The sequence below is a fragment of the Oceanibacterium hippocampi genome (genome assembly GCF_900172325.1).
Lineage (GTDB): Bacteria > Pseudomonadota > Alphaproteobacteria > Sneathiellales > Sneathiellaceae > Oceanibacterium > Oceanibacterium hippocampi.
Genome location: NZ_FWFR01000001.1, coordinates 394,570 through 412,126, shown reverse-complemented (window position 1 = coordinate 412,126; position 17,557 = coordinate 394,570). Strand labels below are relative to the sequence as shown.

Here is a 17,557-nt window from a genome sequence, read left to right as displayed (position 1 = left end):
TTGCCGATGCACGGGGCCCGTCCTATTCTCTGGTTCATGACAGACGCACCGGAGACGACGTCGAACGGTCGGGAGCCGGCCCTGCATTTCGATGCGGTGCTGCGGCCGCATCGTTCGCTCGGGCCGCACGGCTTCGCCATCCTGATGATCGCCATTGCCGGCATCAGCTTCGCGGCGGGGCTGTTCTTCTTTCTCATCGGGGCCTGGCCGATCTTCGGTTTCTTCGGTCTCGACGTGCTGCTGATCTACCTGGCCTTCCGGTTCAGCTATCGCGACGCACGGGCCTTCGAGGCGATCCGGCTGCAGGATGATGCGCTGATCGTCCGCCGCGTCGACCGGCATGGCCGGTTCGAGGAATGCCGCTTCCAGCCGAACTGGCTGCGGCTTGACCTCGAGGAGCCGGAGACCGGACCCGGCATGTTGGTTCTGACGAGCCACGGGCGATCGGTCTCGGTCGGCCGCTTCCTGACGCGGGACGAGCGGCAGGAACTGACGGCGGCCCTTCGCGGTGCTCTCGACAGGCTTCGGGCGCCGGCGGTCTGACGTCGCGTCTCGGACGTCCGGTTTGCCGCCGGATTTCGGATAGCGGGCCTTCCGCCTGCCGCCTAACGTGGCCATTCCCGCCACGCGAGAAGGGTCATCATGGAACCGCCGTCACCCCGCGACTGGGTGTTGCTCGTCACGCTTTCCGTCCTCTGGGGCGGGGCTTTCGTGTTCACCGGCATCGTCGTCACCGAGTTGCCGGTCTTCACCACCGTGATGCTGCGCTCGGGCATTGCCGTGTTGCCGCTGTTGCTCATGCTCGGGCGGGACGGGCGGGCAGCGCTGCGCGCCCACTGGCCGGCCTTCCTCGTCATGGGCTTCCTGAACGGACTTCTGCCGCATACCCTGATCGTCTTCGGCCAGCAGAGCATCGAGGCCGGAACGGCGGCTATCCTGAACGGGATGGCGCCGCTTTTCAGCGTCTTCCTGGCGCCGCTGTTCGCGACCGGCGAACGACTGACGGCGAACCGGATCGCCGGCGTCTCGCTCGGGATCTGTGGCGTCGCGGTGCTGGTCGGCGGCGGCCCGAGCTTCGAGCTCGGCCCGAAGCTGATCGGCGAGTTCGCCGTGCTCGGCGGAGCCCTCACCTATGCCTTCGCGGCGATCTACGCGCGCCGCTTTCGCGGCATCAAGCCGGTGGTCGTGGCCGGCGGCCAACTCGGCATGACGGCCTTGCTCGCGCTGCCCCTGGCACTCGCCTTCGAGGCGCCGTGGCGGCTTGCCCCGGGGCCCGACGTGATCGGCGCCATGCTGGTGCTGGCGCTGGTCTCGACCAGCGTCGGCTACCTGATCTATTTCCATCTTCTGGGCCGGACGGGGGCGACCAACGCGCTGCTCGTCACCCTGCTGATACCGGTCAGCGCGCTGATCATCGCCGCCATCCTGATCGGCGAGCGGCCGGGTCCGGAGAGCTATCTCGGCATGGTGCTGGTGATCGGCGGGATCGCGACGGTCGATGGCCGCGTGTTCCGCCTCCTCCGGTCGCGGCGTCCGCTGCCGGGCGGCGACTGACCGGCCGGTCGGCTCGGCCTCAGCCGAGGCCGAGGACGTCGCGCATGGAATAAAGCCCGGGCGTCCGCCCCGAGACCCAAACCGCCGCCTTGACGGCGCCGCGGGCGAACAGCTGGCGGTCGCCGGCCTTGTGGGTGAGCTCGATCCGCTCGTCGTCGGCGGCGAATATGACGCTGTGCTCGCCGACCACGTTGCCGCCGCGGAGCGCGGCATAGCCGATATGGCCGCGCTCGCGGGCCCCAGTGATACCGTCGCGGCCGCGATCGACCGCCGCGTCGTGATTGATCCCCCGGCCATGCGCGGCGGCCCGGCCGAGCATCAGGGCGGTGCCGGACGGCGCGTCGACCTTGTGCCGGTGATGCATCTCGACGATCTCGATATCGAAGGCATCGTCAAGGGCGCGGGCGACCAGCTCGGTGAGCACGGTCAGCAGATTGACGCCGAGGCTCATGTTGCCGGCCATGACGATCGGCGCGCGGCCGGCCGCCTTGGCGACCGCCTCCTCGTCGTCGGCGGCCATGCCGGTGGTGCCGATGACCAGGCCGGTGCCGAGACGGGCGGCGAGGGCGGCATGGGCGACGCTCGCCGCCGGGCGGGTGAAGTCGATGACCACGTCGGCATTTCGGAACAGCGCCTCCGGGTCGTCGGCCAGCGTCATGCCCGTCGTTTCGGCTCCGAACAGAAGTCCGATGTCGCGGCCGAGGTCCGGGTGACCGGGACTCTCCGTCGCGCCGGCGATCAAGGTGCCATCACTCTCGTCGACGAGCCGCAGCAGCGTGCGCCCCATGCGGCCGGCTGCGCCGACGATCCCGATCCTGACTGCGGTCATGCTTCCGTCCCCCGATACCCGGCGCAATATGGTGCCGGCGGGTTTAGCACAGCGCCGCCCGGTTGGCGAGATGACCGGGCGAACGCAATCACGCTCTTTGCAACTCGGGCCGATGCCATCGTATCGTCGGGAAAAGGCAGCCGCCGCCGTCCCGCTGACCCGGGCGGCAGGGGGCGTCACAGGGGAGGACGAAAGATGGTTCTGCCGTGGCAAGAGGGCCTGACCGGCGCCTCCATGGTACTGCGCTCGCTGGCCCGCTGGCGCGGCCGTACCGCCTTCTCGGGCGCGGGCGGCAAGATCCGATACGAGCAGGCATATGATCTGATCGGTCGCTACCAGGCGGCGATGCAGGCCGCCGGTGCCCGCCGCGGTCAGCGCTTTGCCAGTCTCAGCCCGAACCGGGCGGATGCCTGGCTCGCCGGGGTTGCGGCAAGCGGGCTCGGCCTGGCGACGACACCGCTGCATCCTCTGGGCGCGCTCGACGACCACCAGTTCATCCTTGACGACGCCGAGATCGATTTCCTGCTGGTCGACAGCGATGCCTTTCCGGAACGCGGCGCCGCCCTGGCCGGTGGCGTCGAACGGCTGCACGGGGTCTTCACGCTCGGCCCGGCCGACTACGGCATCGACATCAACGCGGCGGCCGAGGCTGCCGGCGCGGTAAGCCCGGTCGATCTTGCCGAGCCGGGCGACGTCTCGACGATCAACTATACCGGCGGCACGACCGGGAAATCCAAGGGCGTGCTGCGCCGTCACCCGTCGGGTATCGCCATGTCGAACGCGGTGATCGCGGATTTCGAATGGCCGGCCCGCCTCGACTACCTAGCCGTGGCGCCGATCAGTCATGTCGCCGGCACCAAGATCGTGCCGACGCTGCATCGCGGCGGCTGCATCCACCTGATGCAGGGCTTCGATCCGGAGCGGGTGCTGGCGACCATCGCCGCGGAGTGCATCACCGCGACCGTCCTCGTGCCGACGATGATCTATCTCCTGCTCGACTGCCCGGCCCTCGACCGGACCGACCTTTCGAGCCTCGAACTGCTGCTCTACGGCGCCTCGCCGATGTCGCCGACACGGCTGCTCGAGGGTCTCGAGCGCCTGGGCCCGGTCTTCTCGCAGCTCTATGGCCAGACCGAGGGTTACCCGATCTCGGTGCTGCGCCGCGAGGATCACGACCCGGCCCGGCCCCGGCTCTTTGCCTCCTGCGGTCATCCTTGCGCGGCGACCGAGGTGGCGCTGCTCGACGACGAGAACCGGCCGGTCGCGCCGGGCGAGGTCGGGGAAATCTCGGTCCGCGCCGCGCAGGTGATGGAGGAGTATCTGAAGCGTCCCGAGCAGAGCGCCGAAACGCTGGCCGGCGGTTGGCTCCATACCGGCGACATGGCGACCGCGGACGAGCAGGGCTATCTCTATATCGTCGACCGCAAGAAGGACATGATCGTCTCCGGCGGCTTCAACCTGTTCCCGCGCGAGATCGAGGACGTGCTGTCGAGCGATCCCTCGGTCGCGATGGCGGCGGTGATCGGTGTCCCGGACGACAAGTGGGGCGAGGCGGTCAAGGCGGTGATCGTGCCGCGCGCCGGTGCCAGGCCGGACCCCAAGGCGCTGCAGGAACTGGTGCGCCGCCGGAAGGGCGGGATCTACACCCCGAAAACGATCGATATCGCCGAGGCGATTCCGTTGACCCCGATCGGCAAGCCCGACAAGAAGGCGCTCCGCGCGACCTACTGGGCCGGCCGCGACAGGCAGGTCGGCTGATGGCTCCACACAGGACGGGCCGGCTGCCGGCGATGCTGGACGGGCGGCTGCGGCTGCCGCTGATCGCCGCGCCGATGTTTCTCGTTTCGGGTCCGGAATTGGTAATCGCCTGCTGCCGGGCCGGTGTGATCGGCAGCTTTCCGACCGCCAATTGCCGGACGACCGATGAACTCGACGACTGGCTCACCCGCATGACCGCCGAGGTCGCGACCTTCCGCGAGGCGAACCCGGGCCTGCCGGTCGCCCCGGTCGCCGCCAATCTCATCGTCCATCGCTCGAACCCGCGTGTCGCCGAGGATCTTGCGCTGCTGGCCCGCTACCGGATCGGGCTGGTGATCGCCAGCGTCGGCAGCCCGGAACATGTCGTCGGCCCGGTGCACGACTACGGCGGACTCGTTCTTGCCGACGTGGCGAGCATGCGGCATGTGGAAAAGGCGGCGGCGGCCGGCGCCGACGGCCTGATCCTGCTGACCGCCGGTGCCGGCGGCCAGACCGGCTGGGCCAATCCGTTCGCCTTCGTCCGGGCGGCGCGGGCCGCCTTCGACGGGCCGATCGTGCTGGCCGGCGGGATTGCCGACGGGGTCGCGCTGCGGGCGGCAGAGACGCTCGGCGCCGACCTCGCCTATATGGGGACGCGCTTCATCGCGACCCGCGAGAGCATGGCGTCGGAAGCCTACAAGCGGATGGTGGTCGAGGCCCGGCTTGACGACATCACGCTGACCCGGGCCTTCACCGGGCTGCCGACCAGCATGCTGACCGGCTCGATCGTCGCGGCGGGGCTCGATCCGCTGGCGCTGCCGGAACGCGGCGCCATCGATATCGCGAAGGACATCAATCCCGAGGCGCGCGGCAAGCGGCGCTGGCGGGACATCTGGTCGGCCGGTCATTCGGCGGAGGGGGTTGGCGACGTGCCAGCGGTCGCCCGGCTGGTCGAGCGGCTGGTCCGCGAATATGACGACGCGGAAGCCGGGCGCGCGACAGGCCGGGGCTAGTTGAAGAGATCCTTCACGCGACTGAAGAAGCCTTCGGATTCGGGGCTGTGGCTGCCCTGTCCCGCTTCACCGAACTCGCGCAGGAGTTCCTTCTGGCGTCGGGTCAGTTTCACCGGCACCTCGACGTTCACCTGCAGGATCAAATCGCCGATGCCGCCGCCGCGAACCGCCGGCATGCCCTTGCCGCGCAGCCGGAACTGGCGCCCGTTCTGGGTGCCCTCCGGAATCGTGACGCTGGCCCGGCCGCCGTCGATGGTCGGTACCTCGATGGTCCCGCCGAGGGCGGCGGCGGTCATCTCGATCGGCACCTTGCAGTAGAGATTGTCCTCGTCGCGCTTGAAGAAGGGATGGCGCGCGATCGAGATGAAGATATAGAGGTCGCCGGGCGGGCCGCCGAGCAGCCCTGCCTCGCCCTCGCCGGTCAGGCGGATCCGGTTGCCCTCGTCGACGCCGGCGGGAATCTTGACGGAAAGCGTCTTCTCGCGCTGGACGCGGCCCTGGCCACCGCAGGCACGACAGGGCTTCTCGATCACCCGGCCGCGGCCGCCGCAGGTCGGGCAGGTCCGTTCGATCGTGAAGAAACCCTGCTGGGCGCGGACCTTGCCGATGCCCTGGCAGGTCGAGCAGGTGGTCGGCTGCGAACCGGCGGCTGCGCCGCTGCCGTCACATTCCTCGCAGGAGGCGGTCGAGGGGATACGGATCTCGCTGGTCGTGCCGTGATAGGCGTCCTCGAGCGAGATTTCCATGTTGTAGCGGAGATCGCTGCCGCGCGCGGCGCCGCCGCGGCCGCCACGACGCTGGCCCATGAATTCGCCGAACAGGTCGTCGAAGACATCGGCGAAATCGAAGCCGCCCTGCCCGCCACCGTGACGGGCGCCAGGTCCGCCGCCCTCGAAGGCGGCATGGCCGAAGCGGTCGTAGGCGGCGCGGCGCTGCGGGTCCTTCAGGACGTCGTAGGCTTCGCTGACTTCCTTGAACTTGGCCTCGGCCGTCGCGTCGCCGGGATTCCGATCGGGATGATACTGCTTGGCCAGCTTCCGATAGGCGGATTTCAGTGCCGCGTCATCGACGCCGCGTTCGACACCGAGAAGATCGTAGTAATCGGCCTTGCTCATGCTTTGTCACTCGCACACGTCACGGGAGCGCCCCGGCGGATGGAATCCGCCGGGGCGTCGTCGTTACGGTCGTCGGGCATGCCCGCCAACGTCGGTTACTTCTGATCCTTCTTGTCGTCGTCGACTTCCTCGAAGTCGGCATCGACGACGTCGTCGGCACCGGCACCAGCGTCCGAGCCGCTGTCACCGTCGGCCGAAGGTCCGGCGTCGCCCTGCTGGTCCTTGTAGACCGCTTCGCCGAGTTTCATCGCCGACTGCTGAAGGGTCTGCATCTTGGCCGCGATGTCGTCATGATCATCGCCTTCAAGCGCCTTCTTCAGGCCGTCGATATCGCTCTGCACCTGCTCCTTCAACTCGGCCGGCAGCTTGTCGCCGACTTCGCCGAGGGTTTTCTCGGTCGAATGCACGAGTGCGTCCGCATGGTTACGGGTCTCGACCATCTCGCGCCGCTTCTTGTCCTCGGCGGCATGGCTTTCGGCATCCTGGACCATCTTGTTGATCTCGTCGTCGTTGAGACCGCCGGATGCCTGGATGCGGATCTGCTGCTCCTTGCCGGTGCCCTTGTCCTTGGCCTGGACATTGACGATGCCGTTGGCGTCGATGTCGAAGGTGACCTCGATCTGCGGCACGCCGCGCGGCGCCGAGGGCAGGCCGACCAGGTCGAACTGGCCGAGCAGCTTGTTGTCGGCCGCCATCTCGCGCTCGCCCTGGAACACGCGGATCGTCACCGCGCTCTGGTTGTCCTCGGCGGTCGAGAAGACCTGGCTCTTCTTGGTCGGGATCGTCGTGTTGCGGTCGATCAGCCGGGTGAACACGCCACCGAGCGTCTCGATGCCGAGCGACAGCGGCGTCACGTCGAGCAGCAGGACGTCCTTGACGTCGCCCTGCAGGACGCCGGCCTGGATCGCGGCGCCCATGGCCACGACCTCGTCCGGGTTCACGCCCTTGTGCGGCTCCTTGCCGAAGAAGCTGCGCACCGTCTCGATCACCTTCGGCATCCGCGTCATGCCGCCGACGAGTACCACCTCGTCGATGTCCGAGGCGGTCAGGCCCGCGTCGGCCAGCGCCTTCTTGCAGGGCGCAACGGTGCGCGTCACCAGTTCCTCGACCAGCCGCTCCAGCTGGGCCCGGGTCATCTTCATCGTCAGATGCTTCGGGCCGGACTGGTCGGCGGTGATGAAGGGCAGGTTGATGTCGGTCTGCATCGACGAGGACAGCTCGATCTTGGCCTTCTCGGCCGCCTCCTTGAGGCGCTGCAGGGCAAGCTTGTCCAGCTTCAGATCGATGCCGTTCTCCTTTTTGAACTCGTCGGCCAGATACGACACGATCTTCATGTCGAAATCCTCGCCGCCGAGGAACGTGTCGCCGTTGGTCGACTTCACCTCGAAGACGCCGTCGCCGATCTCGAGCACCGAGATGTCGAAGGTGCCGCCGCCAAGGTCATAGACGGCGATGGTCTTGCCGTCCTTCTTGTCGAGGCCGTAGGCGAGTGAGGCCGCCGTCGGCTCGTTGATGATGCGGAGCACCTCGAGCCCGGCGATCTTGCCGGCGTCCTTGGTCGCCTGGCGCTGGGCGTCGTTGAAATAGGCGGGAACCGTGATGACCGCCTGCGTGACGGTCTCGCCGAGATAGGATTCGGCGGTTTCCTTCATCTTCTGCAGGATGAAGGCGGAAATCTGGGACGGCGAATACTTCTTGCCGTGAACCTCGACCCAGGCATCGCCGTTGTCGGCCTTGACGATCTTGTAGGGGACCATGCCCATGTCTTTCTTGGTCATGGGATCGTCGAACGGCCGGCCGATCAGACGCTTGATCGCGAACAGCGTGCCTTCCGGATTGGTCACGCCCTGGCGCTTCGCCGCCTGGCCGACCAGGCGCTCGTCGTCGGCGCTGAAGGCCACCATCGACGGCGTCGTGCGCATACCTTCGGAATTCTCGATCACCTTCGGATTGCTGCCATCCATGATGGCGATGCAGGAGTTCGTGGTGCCGAGATCGATACCAATTACTTTTGCCATGTTGTCCTCGTCCTCTTAGCGGCGGTCATCCGCAGCCAACCATGCACTGCGAAAAACCCCAAGGTTCGGCAGGTGTTTTTGAGACTGCCGGTTATATAGGACCGACATAGTTTCGTCGCAATAGCCTGAAAGCACCGGGCGGCGGCCGGGGTGTCCCGTCCGTGCACGACGGCATTGCATGTTCTTCATTTGACCCGCAGGCATGGCGCGCGCTATCTGGCGCCATGACAACCGGGAAAACGAGCGTGGATACAACCAACGGCGGTACCGTGCCACGCGGGCTGCGCGATCCCGGCGTGACCGGGGTCGTGTCCATACTCGGGGCCTTCGTCATCTGGGGGATGTCCCCCATCTATTTCCGCCTGCTCGACGCGGTGAGCCCGATCGAGATCGTCGCCCACCGCGTTGTCTGGGTCCTGATCTTCATCGCCGGACTGTTGACCGTGACCCGTGGCTGGGCGGAATTCCGTGCCGCGTTTCGCGACCGGCAGGTGCTGGCCGCGCTGCTCGCCTCGACGGTCCTGATCACCGTCAACTGGCTGACCTACGTCTGGGCGATCGCCCACGACCAGCTGCTGCAATCGAGCCTCGGCTACTACATCAATCCGCTGGTCAGCGTGATCCTCGGCGTGCTTTTCCTCGGCGAGCGCCTGAACCGCGTCCAGATGCTGGCCGTCGGACTTGCGGCCGCGGCCGTCCTGATCCTCGCATGGGAAGGCGACGGGGTGCCCTGGATCGCGCTCGTGCTGGCGGTGTCCTTCGGATTCTACGGCCTCGTCCGGAAGACTGTGCGGGTCGAATCGACCGTCGGCCTCGGCGTCGAGACATTGCTGATCCTGCCGGTCGCGCTCGGCTACCTGATCTGGATCGGCCTTGCCGGCGAGGGCTCGTTCCGCGCCATCGACCTCGGAACCGACCTGCTGCTGATCGGCCTCGGCCTGATCACGGCGGCGCCGCTCCTGTTCTTCACCATCGGCGCACGGCGCCTGCCGTTGATCACGGTCGGCCTGATCCAGTATGTCTCGCCGACGCTCCAGGCGGTCATCGCGATCTTTCTCTGGAACGAACCGTTCACGCACGTCGACGGCATCGCCTTCGCGCTCATCTGGACGGCGCTGGCGCTCTATTCCGGCGACGGGCTGCGCCGACGCCGGCGGCGCCTGCCGGCGCCGGCTGCGACTGGCCAGTGACGATCCTCTCGGCGAGTTACCGGACCGACATTCCGGCTTTCTATGCCGACTGGTTCCGCCGCCGCTTCGCCGCCGGCTCCGTCGATGTCCTCAATCCCTATGGCGGGCGGGTGCAGCACCTGCCGCTGCGCGGCGACGGGGTCACTGGCTACGTCTTCTGGACGCGGAACGCGGCGCCGTTCGCCGGCGCGCTGGAGGACGTTTCGGCGGCAGGGATTCCCTTCTATCTGCAATACAGCCTGACCGGCTATCCGCGTCCGCTGGAAAGCTCGGTTCCGGCCTCCGCGGCAGCAATCGAGGCGATCCGCCGGCTGTCCGACCGCTTCGGGCGGCGCGCCTTGGTCTGGCGCTACGATCCGGTGCTGCTGACCTCGCTGACCCCGGCGGCGGTCCACCGGCAGCGTTTTGCCGAACTGGCAAGGGCGCTTAACGGGATCATCGACGAGGTCGTGCTGTCATTCGCGCAGATCTACACCAAGACCCGGCGCAATCTGGACCGGGCGGCGGCCCGGCACGACTTCGGCTGGCAGGATCCGCCGGCCGACGAGAAACGGGCGCTGCTGGCCGAACTGGGGCAGATCGCAAGGAACGAGGGCCTGACGCCGACGCTCTGCAGCCAGCCGGAATTGCTGACGCCGCCGTTCGCCGGCGCCGCCTGCATCGACGGCGAACGGCTCTCCGACCTTGCCGGACGCGCGATCGCGGTTCGCCGCAAGGGCAACCGTCCGGGTTGTCTGTGCGCCGAATCGCGGGATATCGGCGCCTATGACAGCTGCCCGCACGGCTGCGTCTATTGCTACGCGGTGACCTCGAAGGACGCGGTCAGGAAGCGCCGGGCCCGCCATGACCCGGCGTCGTCCTGTCTCGTGCCGCCAACGCGGCCGGCCACGACGGGCTGAGGGTCAGGCGCTGGTGTCGACCTTGTTCGGATTCGGTTCGCCCCCGGCGGCCTTGGCAACGCCGACCATGGCCGGCCGGAGCAGCCGGTCGGAGATCACGTAGCCGGCCTGCAGCACCTGGACGACGGTGCCCGGTTCCGCGTTGGGGTCGGGAACCTCGAACATGGCCTGGTGGAAGTTCGGATCGAACTTCTCGCCGAGCGGGTCGAGGCGGCGGATATTGTGCCGTTCGAGGGTCGATACCAGGTCGGCGTCGATCATCTTCACGCCCTCGATCAGCTTGTTCAGCACGTCGCTGTCGCCGGTATCGGTCTTGGCCATGTTCTCGATCGCGCGCGACATGTTGTCGCCGAGGGTGAGGATGTCGCGGGCGAAATTCGCCATCGCGAACTTGCGCGCCTCTTCCCGGTCGCGCTCAGCGCGCCGGCGGGTATTCTCGGCATCCGCCATGGCCCGCAGCAGGCGGTCCTTGAGATCGGCGATCTCGCGGTCGCGCGGGTCGCCGTCATCCATCTCGACGGCCGCTTCCGAATCGCTTTCCGCTTCGACGACGTCTTCCGCACGGTCCTCGGTGCCGGCGGCGTTCTGTTCGGTTTCCATGTCGGCGGCTTTCTTTTCCGTATCTTCCATGACGGCGATCCTGAACTGGCAATGGGACGAAATGCTGGGCGGGGCGGGATCAGCCGAGAAGGCGGCCGATCATCTTCGCGGTATAGTCGACCAGCGGGACAATGCGGGAATAGTTGATCCGGGTCGGCCCGACGACGCCGATGATGCCGACCACGCGTTCCCGGCTGTTCATGAAGGGCGAGACAATGAACGAGGAATCGCCTTCCGAGAAGAGCTTGTTTTCGGTGCCGATGAATATCTGCACGCCGTCGGCGCCGGCAACGAGGTCGAGCAGCCGCTCGGCCTCGCGCTTGCTTTCCAGCTCGTCGTAGAGGCGGCGGATCCGCTCCAGGTCCTGCAGCGCCTGGACGTCGTCGAGCAGATTGGCGTGACCGCGAACGATCAGGGTCTCCTGACCCGCCCAGGTCGCGATACCCGCTTCCACCACACGGGTTGCAAGCTGGTCGAGCTGGGCCTGCTTCGTCTCGAGCTCGATCAGGATTTCCTCGCGCGCTTCCGCGAGCGTCCGGTTCCGCATCCGGTTGGCGAGGAAGTTGCTCGCCTCGATCAACGCGCTCTGCGGCAGGCCGAGCGGCAGGTTGACGATCCGGTTCTCGACCAGTCCGTCCTCGGTGACCAGCACCACCAGTGCCCGGCCCTCGTTGAGCGGCACGAACTCGATATGCTTCACGGCGCTGTCGATCTTCGGCGCCAGCACCAGGCTGGCGCAGCTCGACAGTCCGGACAGTGCCTCGCCGGCCTGGCTCAGCATTTCCTGCACGCTCCGCCCGTCGGACGCGCAGCGGCGCTCGATATCGAGGCGCTCTTCCTCGCTTAGCGCGCCGAGGCGCAGCAGGCCGTCGACGAAGAAGCGCATGCCCTGTTGCGTCGGCAACCGTCCGGCCGAGGTATGCGGGGCGTAAAGCAGGCCCGCTTCCTCAAGGTCCGACATGACGTTCCGAATCGAGGCCGGCGACAGGTTCAACGCCGAGCGTCGCGCAATCGTGCGCGATGAAACGGGGGCGCCGGTCTCGACGTAGGATTCGACGATATTTCGAAAAACTTCGCGAGAGCGCTCGTTGAGTTCGACGATCATGTTCGACAAACAACCCTGACAAGGCCTCATACGGTACCCCAAGGTACCGGCAACGCCAGTATTTAGTGACGCCCGCGGCTTGCGTCAACGCGTGCCAGGGTCTACAAGGCGCGCGTTTCCACATCCTTCACAGAACGAGGCTCCGCATGCGACCGTCGGGACGTCAGCCCAATCAATTGCGCACCGTCTCGCTCGAGCCGGATTGCAACAAATACGCCGAAGGCTCCTGCCTCGTGCGCTTCGGCGAGACCACGGTGATCTGCACCGCCAGCATCGACGAGCGGGTGCCACCGTTCCTCCGCAACACCGGCCGCGGCTGGGTAACGGCGGAATACGGCATGCTGCCGCGTTCGACCGGATCGCGCATGGATCGCGAGGCGGCGCGCGGCAAGCAGCAGGGCCGGACGGTCGAGATCCAGCGCCTGATTGGGCGTTCGCTTCGCGCCGTCACCGATCTGGCGGCGCTCGGCGAACGGCAGATCAAGATCGACTGCGACGTCCTGCTAGCCGATGGCGGCACGCGCACCGCCTCGATCACCGGCGCTTACGTGGCCCTGCACCGGGCGATGGCGAGCCTGGTCGCCCGCGACCTGCTGAAGAGCATTCCGCTGATCGGCGAGGTCGCGGCCGTGTCCTGCGGTATCTACAAGGGCGTTTCGGTGCTGGATCTCGACTATGACGAGGATTCGAACGCCGAGGCGGACGCCAATTTCGTCATGACCGGTGCCGGCGGGATCATCGAGATCCAGGGTACGGCCGAGGCCGAGCCGTTCTCCGAGGCGGCCTTCGGCGAACTCTTCACGCTCGCCAAGGGCGGGATCGGCGAACTCGTCGGGCTGCAGCGCGAGGCACTTGCATGAGCGGGCATCGCCGCTTCGCCGACAGCAGGCTCGTCGTCGCGAGCCACAATGCGGGCAAGGTGCGCGAGATCAACGATCTGCTGTCGCCCTACCGGCTCGAGGCGATCTCGGCCGCGAGCCTCGGCCTGCCGGAGCCGGAGGAGACCGGCGTCACCTTTGCCGAGAACGCAATCCTGAAGGCGCTCGCCGCCGCGCAGGGCAGCGGTCTGCCGGCGCTGGCCGACGATTCGGGACTGGCGGTCGATGCCCTCGGCGGCGATCCCGGCATCTATTCCGCCCGCTGGGCCGGGCCGGACCGGGACTTCGGCTATGCGATGGAGCGTGTCGAGAAGGCACTTGCCGCGAAGGGCGCGAATCGGCCCGAGGCGCGCGGTGCCGCTTTCGTCTCGGCACTCGCGCTCGCCTGGCCGGACGATCATGTCGAATGCTTCGAGGGGCGGATCGCCGGCACGCTGGTCTGGCCGCCGCGCGGCAATGCCGGTTTCGGCTACGACCCGATGTTCCTGCCCGAGGGGGTGGACGAGACCTTCGGCGAGATGGCGCCGGAAGAAAAGCACCGGATCAGCCATCGGGCGCGGGCCTTCCGCCTGCTGATCGATGCCTGTTTCGCCTGACCGCACGACGGGAACGGATCACCCGGCGGTCGCCCCGGATCGCGGTTTCGGCATCTATGTGCATTGGCCCTTCTGCCTGAAGAAGTGCCCCTATTGCGACTTCAACAGCCATGTCCGCGCCGCCCACGACCCGGAGCGCTTCGCGGAAGGCTACGCGGCCGAGATCCGCTACTGGGCCGGACGCCTGCCGCGCCGCCCGGTCGACAGCATCTTCTTCGGCGGCGGAACGCCGTCGCTGATGCCGGTGGATCTGGTCGCCGCAGTGATCGAGGGCATTGCCACCACTTTCGGCCTCGCGGACGACGTCGAGATCACGCTGGAGGCCAACCCGACCTCGGTCGAGGCGGCGAAGTTCGAGGGCTTCCGGGCGGCGGGCGTCAACCGCCTGTCGCTCGGCGTGCAGTCGCTCGACGGCGCGACGCTCGGTTTTCTCGGCCGCGAGCATTCGGCGTCCGAGGCGCTCGCGGCGCTCGATCTGGCGCAGGCGGTCTTTCCGCGCGGCTCATTCGACCTGATCTACGCCCATCCCGGACAGACGCCGGCGGCCTGGGAACGCGAGCTTGCCGCCGCCCTGGAACGGAGCCTCGGCCACCTGTCGCTCTATCAGCTGACGCTGGAGCCCGGGACTGCCTTTCACAGCGCCGCCCGCCAGGGCCGGCTGGTGCTGCCACCCGACGAAACCACCGAAGCGCTGTTCCGCATGACGCGCGAGATGACGGCGGCGGCCGGGCTGCCGGCCTACGAGACCTCGAACCACGCCCGGCCGGGCGAGGAGAGCCGACACAACCTGATCTACTGGCGGAGCGGCGATTATCTCGGGCTCGGCCCGGGCGCTCATGGCCGGATCGCGATCGACGGTATCCGCCGTGCGACCGCCGCGCACCGGAAGCCGGAACGGTGGCTCGACGCGGTCGGACGCGCCGGTCACGGCGTCGAAGTCGAAACCCCGCTAACCGAGCCCCAGGAACTGGCCGAAGAAGTGCTTCTAATGGGACTTCGCCTTCGCGAGGGGGTCTGGAAGGCGAATTTCGAGGCTGTCGTTGGCCGCCCCATCGCGGCGATGACCGCTGCTTCGCGCCTCGCCCGGCTGGTCGAGCACGGCCTGCTTGGCGAGACGGCGGACCGCCTCTACGCGACCGAGGCTGGCCATGCGGTTCTCAACAGCGTCGTTGCCGAACTCTGCGCCGACTGATGGCCCGGCGCGTCCGATCCGGCTAGACTGGACCGCGCAGCAACGGAGCCAAGGGATGCTTCAGGCGACCGTCGAACGATGCCCCGAAGGGCGCTGGGAAATGGCCCGTGCGCAGCCCTCGGCCGAACTCGGCCAGCTCGTCGTCGGCTATGCTGGCTATGCGGAAGCTACCGACCTCCGGATCTGGCGGCGCGAGGTGGCGACGCTCACGGTGCCGCTGATCATCTCCTTCGGATCGGCCTTCTCGATCCGGGGGATGGGTGGCGATCCGGTCCAAGGGGAACGTCACGGAAGTTTCGTCGCCGGGCTTCTGCCCGGCTGCGTCGATGTCGCCTCGGACGGACGCGCCCGATGCGTGCAGGTCGACCTCACGCCGCTTGGTGCCTCACGCCTGCTGGGGATGCCGATGACCGAGATCGCCGGCCAATGCGTCGCGCTCGACGATCTGTTCGATGCCGAGCTCGTGCAAATCCGCGACCGTCTCGCCGAGGCGGCGGGCTGGCCCGAGCGCCTCGATCTCGCCGACCGCTGGGTCCGGCAACGGGTTGCCCGCACGCGACCTCCCTCGCCCGCGGTCGTGTACGCCTGGCAACGGCTCCGCGACAGCGACGGGCGGATGGCGATCGGCGATCTGGCTCGGGAAATCGGCTGGAGCCGCAAGCATCTGGCGCACTGCTTCGCGGCCGAGATCGGCGGCGGTCCGAAGCTCGTCGCCCGGGTATTGCGTTTCGATCTGGCGCGCCGGCTGGCTGAGCGATCACCGGCACGGCCCGACTGGGCCGACATCGCCGCCGAGGCCGGCTATTCCGACCAGTCGCACTTGGTGCGTGAATTCGCGCTCATGGCGGGCGACACGCCGACCGGCTATCTCGCCCGGCCGCCGGAAAGGCTCGACTGAGAGACGCCCGCTAGCTGCCGATATCCTCGAAACGAATGGGCGCCGGCGAGCGGACCCGGGTCCCCTCGGCGGTGATCTCGAGGATCGCCAGGCCGCGCTCGGCAACGCCGTCCGGACCGAAGCGGAAGATCCCATCATAACCGAGGAAACCGCCCGGGCTCTCCAGCGCGGTGACGCTGAAATCGGCGCCGTCAGCCTCGTTGGCGAGGGCGGCGGCGAGCGCCAGCGCGTCGTAGGCAAGGCTCGCGATGCGCGGCGGGACGGTGCCATAGGCCGCCTTGTAGCGATCGCTGAAGACCTCGGCATTGCCCGGTTCGGGCGCGGCGAACCAGCCGCCGACCATCGCCGGTTCCTTGCCGAGGCCGGGTTCGGCCCACAGTCCGGTGCCGATCAGGCGCTGCTTGCTCGTATCGATATCGTAGAAGGGCAGGAGCGGCGCGATGGCGCGCAGCCGGCCGCCTCCCTCCGGCAGCACCACGGCGTCGTAGTCCAGGTCGCCGAACGTATCGAGGGTTTCGAGCCGCCGGAGGGCCCGCTTGGCGACCGCGTCCTGGCGGGCGGTCAGCGCGCGCCTCTGCTCCTGCAGGGCGCGACGGCGGGCCTCGTAATCGGCAAGACGGCGGATCGTCGCGTGCATCTCGTCGCCGCCGGGATCGAGCGTCGCCGGATAGATCTCCTCGCGCACGAGGCTGCCGCCGTAGCGCAGCAGGGCCACCCGGAGTGCATCCGCGACCGACCGACCGTAAGGCGAATCCGGCGCTAGGAGGGCGAAGCGCGACAGGCCGTCCCGGCGCGCCCCGGCGATGACCCGCATGATCTGCTGTTCCGGGGTCAGGCCGAGCACGAAGACGCCGTTGCCCGCGACCCGGCGGTCGTTGGAAAAGGTGACAACGTTGACGCCGCGCGCCCGTGCGACCTCGCCGACGGCCGGCGCGGCGGTCGCGAAGAGCGGCCCGAGCAGCAGCTGGGCGCCCTCGCTGAGCACCTGGTTGGCAGCGGCGACCGCGCCTTCGGGCGTGGCGCCGGTGTCGCCCGGCAACAGCATCAGGCGCGGATCGCGGGCATCGAAAAGCGCGATCTGGGCGGCATTGAGCAGGGCCTGGCCGATCTCGGCATTCGGCCCTGACAACGGCAGCAACAGGCCGATCTTGATCGGCGTCGGCGCGCCGGGGCGCGGCGGGATCAGCCGGGTCTCGGAGACGATCGGCGCGCTCGGCCCGGCAGGCTGGGTGATCGTCGGCTGCGGCGGCAGCACCGGGGCGGACGGCTGGGTCTCGGCGGCGGGCGGCGGCGGCGCGGGTTCCGGCGGTGGCGAGGACGAACAGGCAGCCAGCGCGAACAACAGCGCCGCGGCGGCGCCAAGCGCGCGTAACCGCGGTCCCGCGGGCCGCCGGGTCGACGGATGGTTCACTTCCTTGCGCATGGTCCCATTTCTTCTTGCCGGCACGCCTCCGCCGAAAGTAGCCCTCCCTCCCGATGCTGTAAACTGCGCCGCCAATGCGGCAGAATTACGGGAATCGGGCGGGGAGGAGGGATGGCCGGACGGGATCGGGAGGAGCGGCGTCGCGCCTATCGCGCCGGACGGCTGGCCGAGGATGTCGCGGTCATTTGGCTGCGTCTCAAGGGTTACCGCATCCTTGCCCGGCGCTATCGCCATCCGGCCGGCGAGGTCGATATCGTCGCCCGTCGCGGTCGCCATCTGGTCGCGGTCGAGGTCAAGCGCCGGGCCGACATCGCCACCGCGCTCGACGCGATCACGCCGCGCCAGCGGCGCCGGATCGCCCGCGGGCTCGAGGGATTCCTTGCCGTCCGGCCGGCGCTGGCCGGCCTCGATGTGCGGTTCGACGTCATCCTGGTTGCCGGATTCCGGCGACCTTGCCATATTTTGGACGCGTGGCGGCTTTAGGCCCCATATGCAGGACAATTATTCGCC

General features: G+C 68.1%; 17 protein-coding genes. 11 read left to right on the top strand and 6 right to left on the bottom strand.

Annotated elements, in window-relative coordinates; genetic code table 11:
- Nucleotides 1-36 precede the first annotated feature (36 nt).
- Together OCH7691_RS01885 and OCH7691_RS01880 are read left to right on the top strand one after the other, a co-directional pair.
- Nucleotides 37-543: a DUF2244 domain-containing protein gene (locus OCH7691_RS01885; protein ID WP_085883442.1), complete on the top strand. Its 507-nt coding sequence runs from the start codon at nucleotides 37-39 to the stop codon at nucleotides 541-543.
- A gap of 99 nt (nucleotides 544-642) precedes the next feature.
- Nucleotides 643-1,554, top strand: a complete 912-nt coding sequence (locus tag OCH7691_RS01880) for a DMT family transporter (protein ID WP_085881724.1) — start codon at nucleotides 643-645, stop codon at nucleotides 1,552-1,554.
- Nucleotides 1,555-1,573: 19 nt separating this feature from the next.
- On the opposite strand, the gene dapB is transcribed toward OCH7691_RS01880, so the two are convergent.
- Nucleotides 1,574-2,383 (bottom strand): 4-hydroxy-tetrahydrodipicolinate reductase, encoded by an 810-nt coding sequence (gene dapB, locus OCH7691_RS01875; RefSeq protein WP_085881723.1) that lies wholly within the window; start codon nucleotides 2,381-2,383, stop codon nucleotides 1,574-1,576.
- A 195-nt stretch (nucleotides 2,384-2,578) separates the two neighbouring features.
- On the opposite strand from dapB, the gene OCH7691_RS01870 reads away from it, so the two are divergent.
- Together OCH7691_RS01870 and OCH7691_RS01865 are read left to right on the top strand one after the other, a co-directional pair.
- Nucleotides 2,579-4,141 carry an AMP-binding protein gene (locus tag OCH7691_RS01870; protein WP_085881722.1) on the top strand — a complete coding sequence of 521 codons (1,563 nt, stop codon included), beginning with the start codon at nucleotides 2,579-2,581 and terminating at the stop codon, nucleotides 4,139-4,141.
- Nucleotides 4,141-5,133, top strand: a complete 993-nt coding sequence (locus tag OCH7691_RS01865) for an NAD(P)H-dependent flavin oxidoreductase (protein WP_085881721.1) — start codon at nucleotides 4,141-4,143, stop codon at nucleotides 5,131-5,133. Before OCH7691_RS01870 ends, OCH7691_RS01865 begins: the two co-directional genes overlap by 1 nt.
- Here the strand turns inward: OCH7691_RS01865 and dnaJ are convergent.
- Both dnaJ and dnaK read right to left on the bottom strand, forming a co-directional pair.
- A complete protein-coding gene (gene dnaJ / locus OCH7691_RS01860; RefSeq protein ID WP_085881720.1) occupies nucleotides 5,130-6,248 on the bottom strand; it encodes a molecular chaperone DnaJ in 1,119 nt (372 codons plus the stop codon). The genes OCH7691_RS01865 and dnaJ overlap by 4 nt on opposite strands.
- Before the next feature lie 95 nt (nucleotides 6,249-6,343).
- The gene (dnaK, locus tag OCH7691_RS01855) at nucleotides 6,344-8,266 is read right to left on the bottom strand and encodes a molecular chaperone DnaK (RefSeq protein WP_085881719.1); all 1,923 of its coding nucleotides are present in this window, start codon (nucleotides 8,264-8,266) and stop codon (nucleotides 6,344-6,346) included.
- A 245-nt stretch (nucleotides 8,267-8,511) separates the two neighbouring features.
- On the opposite strand from dnaK, the gene rarD reads away from it, so the two are divergent.
- Together rarD and OCH7691_RS01845 are read left to right on the top strand one after the other, a co-directional pair.
- Nucleotides 8,512-9,456, top strand: a complete 945-nt coding sequence (rarD, locus tag OCH7691_RS01850; RefSeq protein WP_217807740.1) for an EamA family transporter RarD — start codon at nucleotides 8,512-8,514, stop codon at nucleotides 9,454-9,456.
- Nucleotides 9,453-10,355, top strand: a complete 903-nt coding sequence (locus OCH7691_RS01845) for a DUF1848 domain-containing protein (protein ID WP_217807739.1) — start codon at nucleotides 9,453-9,455, stop codon at nucleotides 10,353-10,355. Before rarD ends, OCH7691_RS01845 begins: the two co-directional genes overlap by 4 nt.
- 3 nt (nucleotides 10,356-10,358) lie before the next feature.
- On the opposite strand, the gene grpE is transcribed toward OCH7691_RS01845, so the two are convergent.
- Together grpE and hrcA are read right to left on the bottom strand one after the other, a co-directional pair.
- A complete protein-coding gene (gene grpE, locus OCH7691_RS01840) occupies nucleotides 10,359-10,985 on the bottom strand; it encodes a nucleotide exchange factor GrpE (RefSeq protein ID WP_085881717.1) in 627 nt (208 codons plus the stop codon).
- A gap of 49 nt (nucleotides 10,986-11,034) precedes the next feature.
- Complete coding sequence (gene hrcA, locus OCH7691_RS01835; protein ID WP_085881716.1) at nucleotides 11,035-12,060, bottom strand: heat-inducible transcriptional repressor HrcA; 1,026 nt, start codon at nucleotides 12,058-12,060, stop codon at nucleotides 11,035-11,037.
- A gap of 146 nt (nucleotides 12,061-12,206) precedes the next feature.
- On the opposite strand from hrcA, the gene rph reads away from it, so the two are divergent.
- Genes rph through OCH7691_RS01815 form a run of 4 tightly spaced genes read left to right on the top strand, consistent with a single transcriptional unit; the run spans nucleotide 12,207 to nucleotide 15,624 of the window.
- Complete coding sequence (gene rph / locus OCH7691_RS01830; protein ID WP_085881715.1) at nucleotides 12,207-12,920, top strand: ribonuclease PH; 714 nt, start codon at nucleotides 12,207-12,209, stop codon at nucleotides 12,918-12,920.
- The gene (rdgB, locus tag OCH7691_RS01825; protein WP_085881714.1) at nucleotides 12,917-13,534 is read left to right on the top strand and encodes an RdgB/HAM1 family non-canonical purine NTP pyrophosphatase; all 618 of its coding nucleotides are present in this window, start codon (nucleotides 12,917-12,919) and stop codon (nucleotides 13,532-13,534) included. The genes rph and rdgB overlap by 4 nt, the downstream gene beginning before the upstream one ends.
- Complete coding sequence (hemW, locus tag OCH7691_RS01820) at nucleotides 13,518-14,726, top strand: radical SAM family heme chaperone HemW (protein ID WP_085881713.1); 1,209 nt, start codon at nucleotides 13,518-13,520, stop codon at nucleotides 14,724-14,726. Before rdgB ends, hemW begins: the two co-directional genes overlap by 17 nt.
- 55 nt (nucleotides 14,727-14,781) lie before the next feature.
- Nucleotides 14,782-15,624 (top strand): AraC family transcriptional regulator, encoded by an 843-nt coding sequence (locus OCH7691_RS01815; protein WP_176244889.1) that lies wholly within the window; start codon nucleotides 14,782-14,784, stop codon nucleotides 15,622-15,624.
- A gap of 10 nt (nucleotides 15,625-15,634) precedes the next feature.
- Here the strand turns inward: OCH7691_RS01815 and OCH7691_RS01810 are convergent, their stop codons facing one another.
- The gene (locus OCH7691_RS01810) at nucleotides 15,635-17,047 is read right to left on the bottom strand and encodes a penicillin-binding protein activator (protein ID WP_085881711.1); all 1,413 of its coding nucleotides are present in this window, start codon (nucleotides 17,045-17,047) and stop codon (nucleotides 15,635-15,637) included.
- A gap of 111 nt (nucleotides 17,048-17,158) precedes the next feature.
- Here OCH7691_RS01810 and OCH7691_RS01805 point away from each other — a divergent pair, with 111 nt between their 5' ends.
- Nucleotides 17,159-17,530 (top strand): YraN family protein, encoded by a 372-nt coding sequence (locus OCH7691_RS01805; RefSeq protein WP_085881710.1) that lies wholly within the window; start codon nucleotides 17,159-17,161, stop codon nucleotides 17,528-17,530.
- The last annotated feature ends 27 nt before the right edge of the window (nucleotides 17,531-17,557 follow it).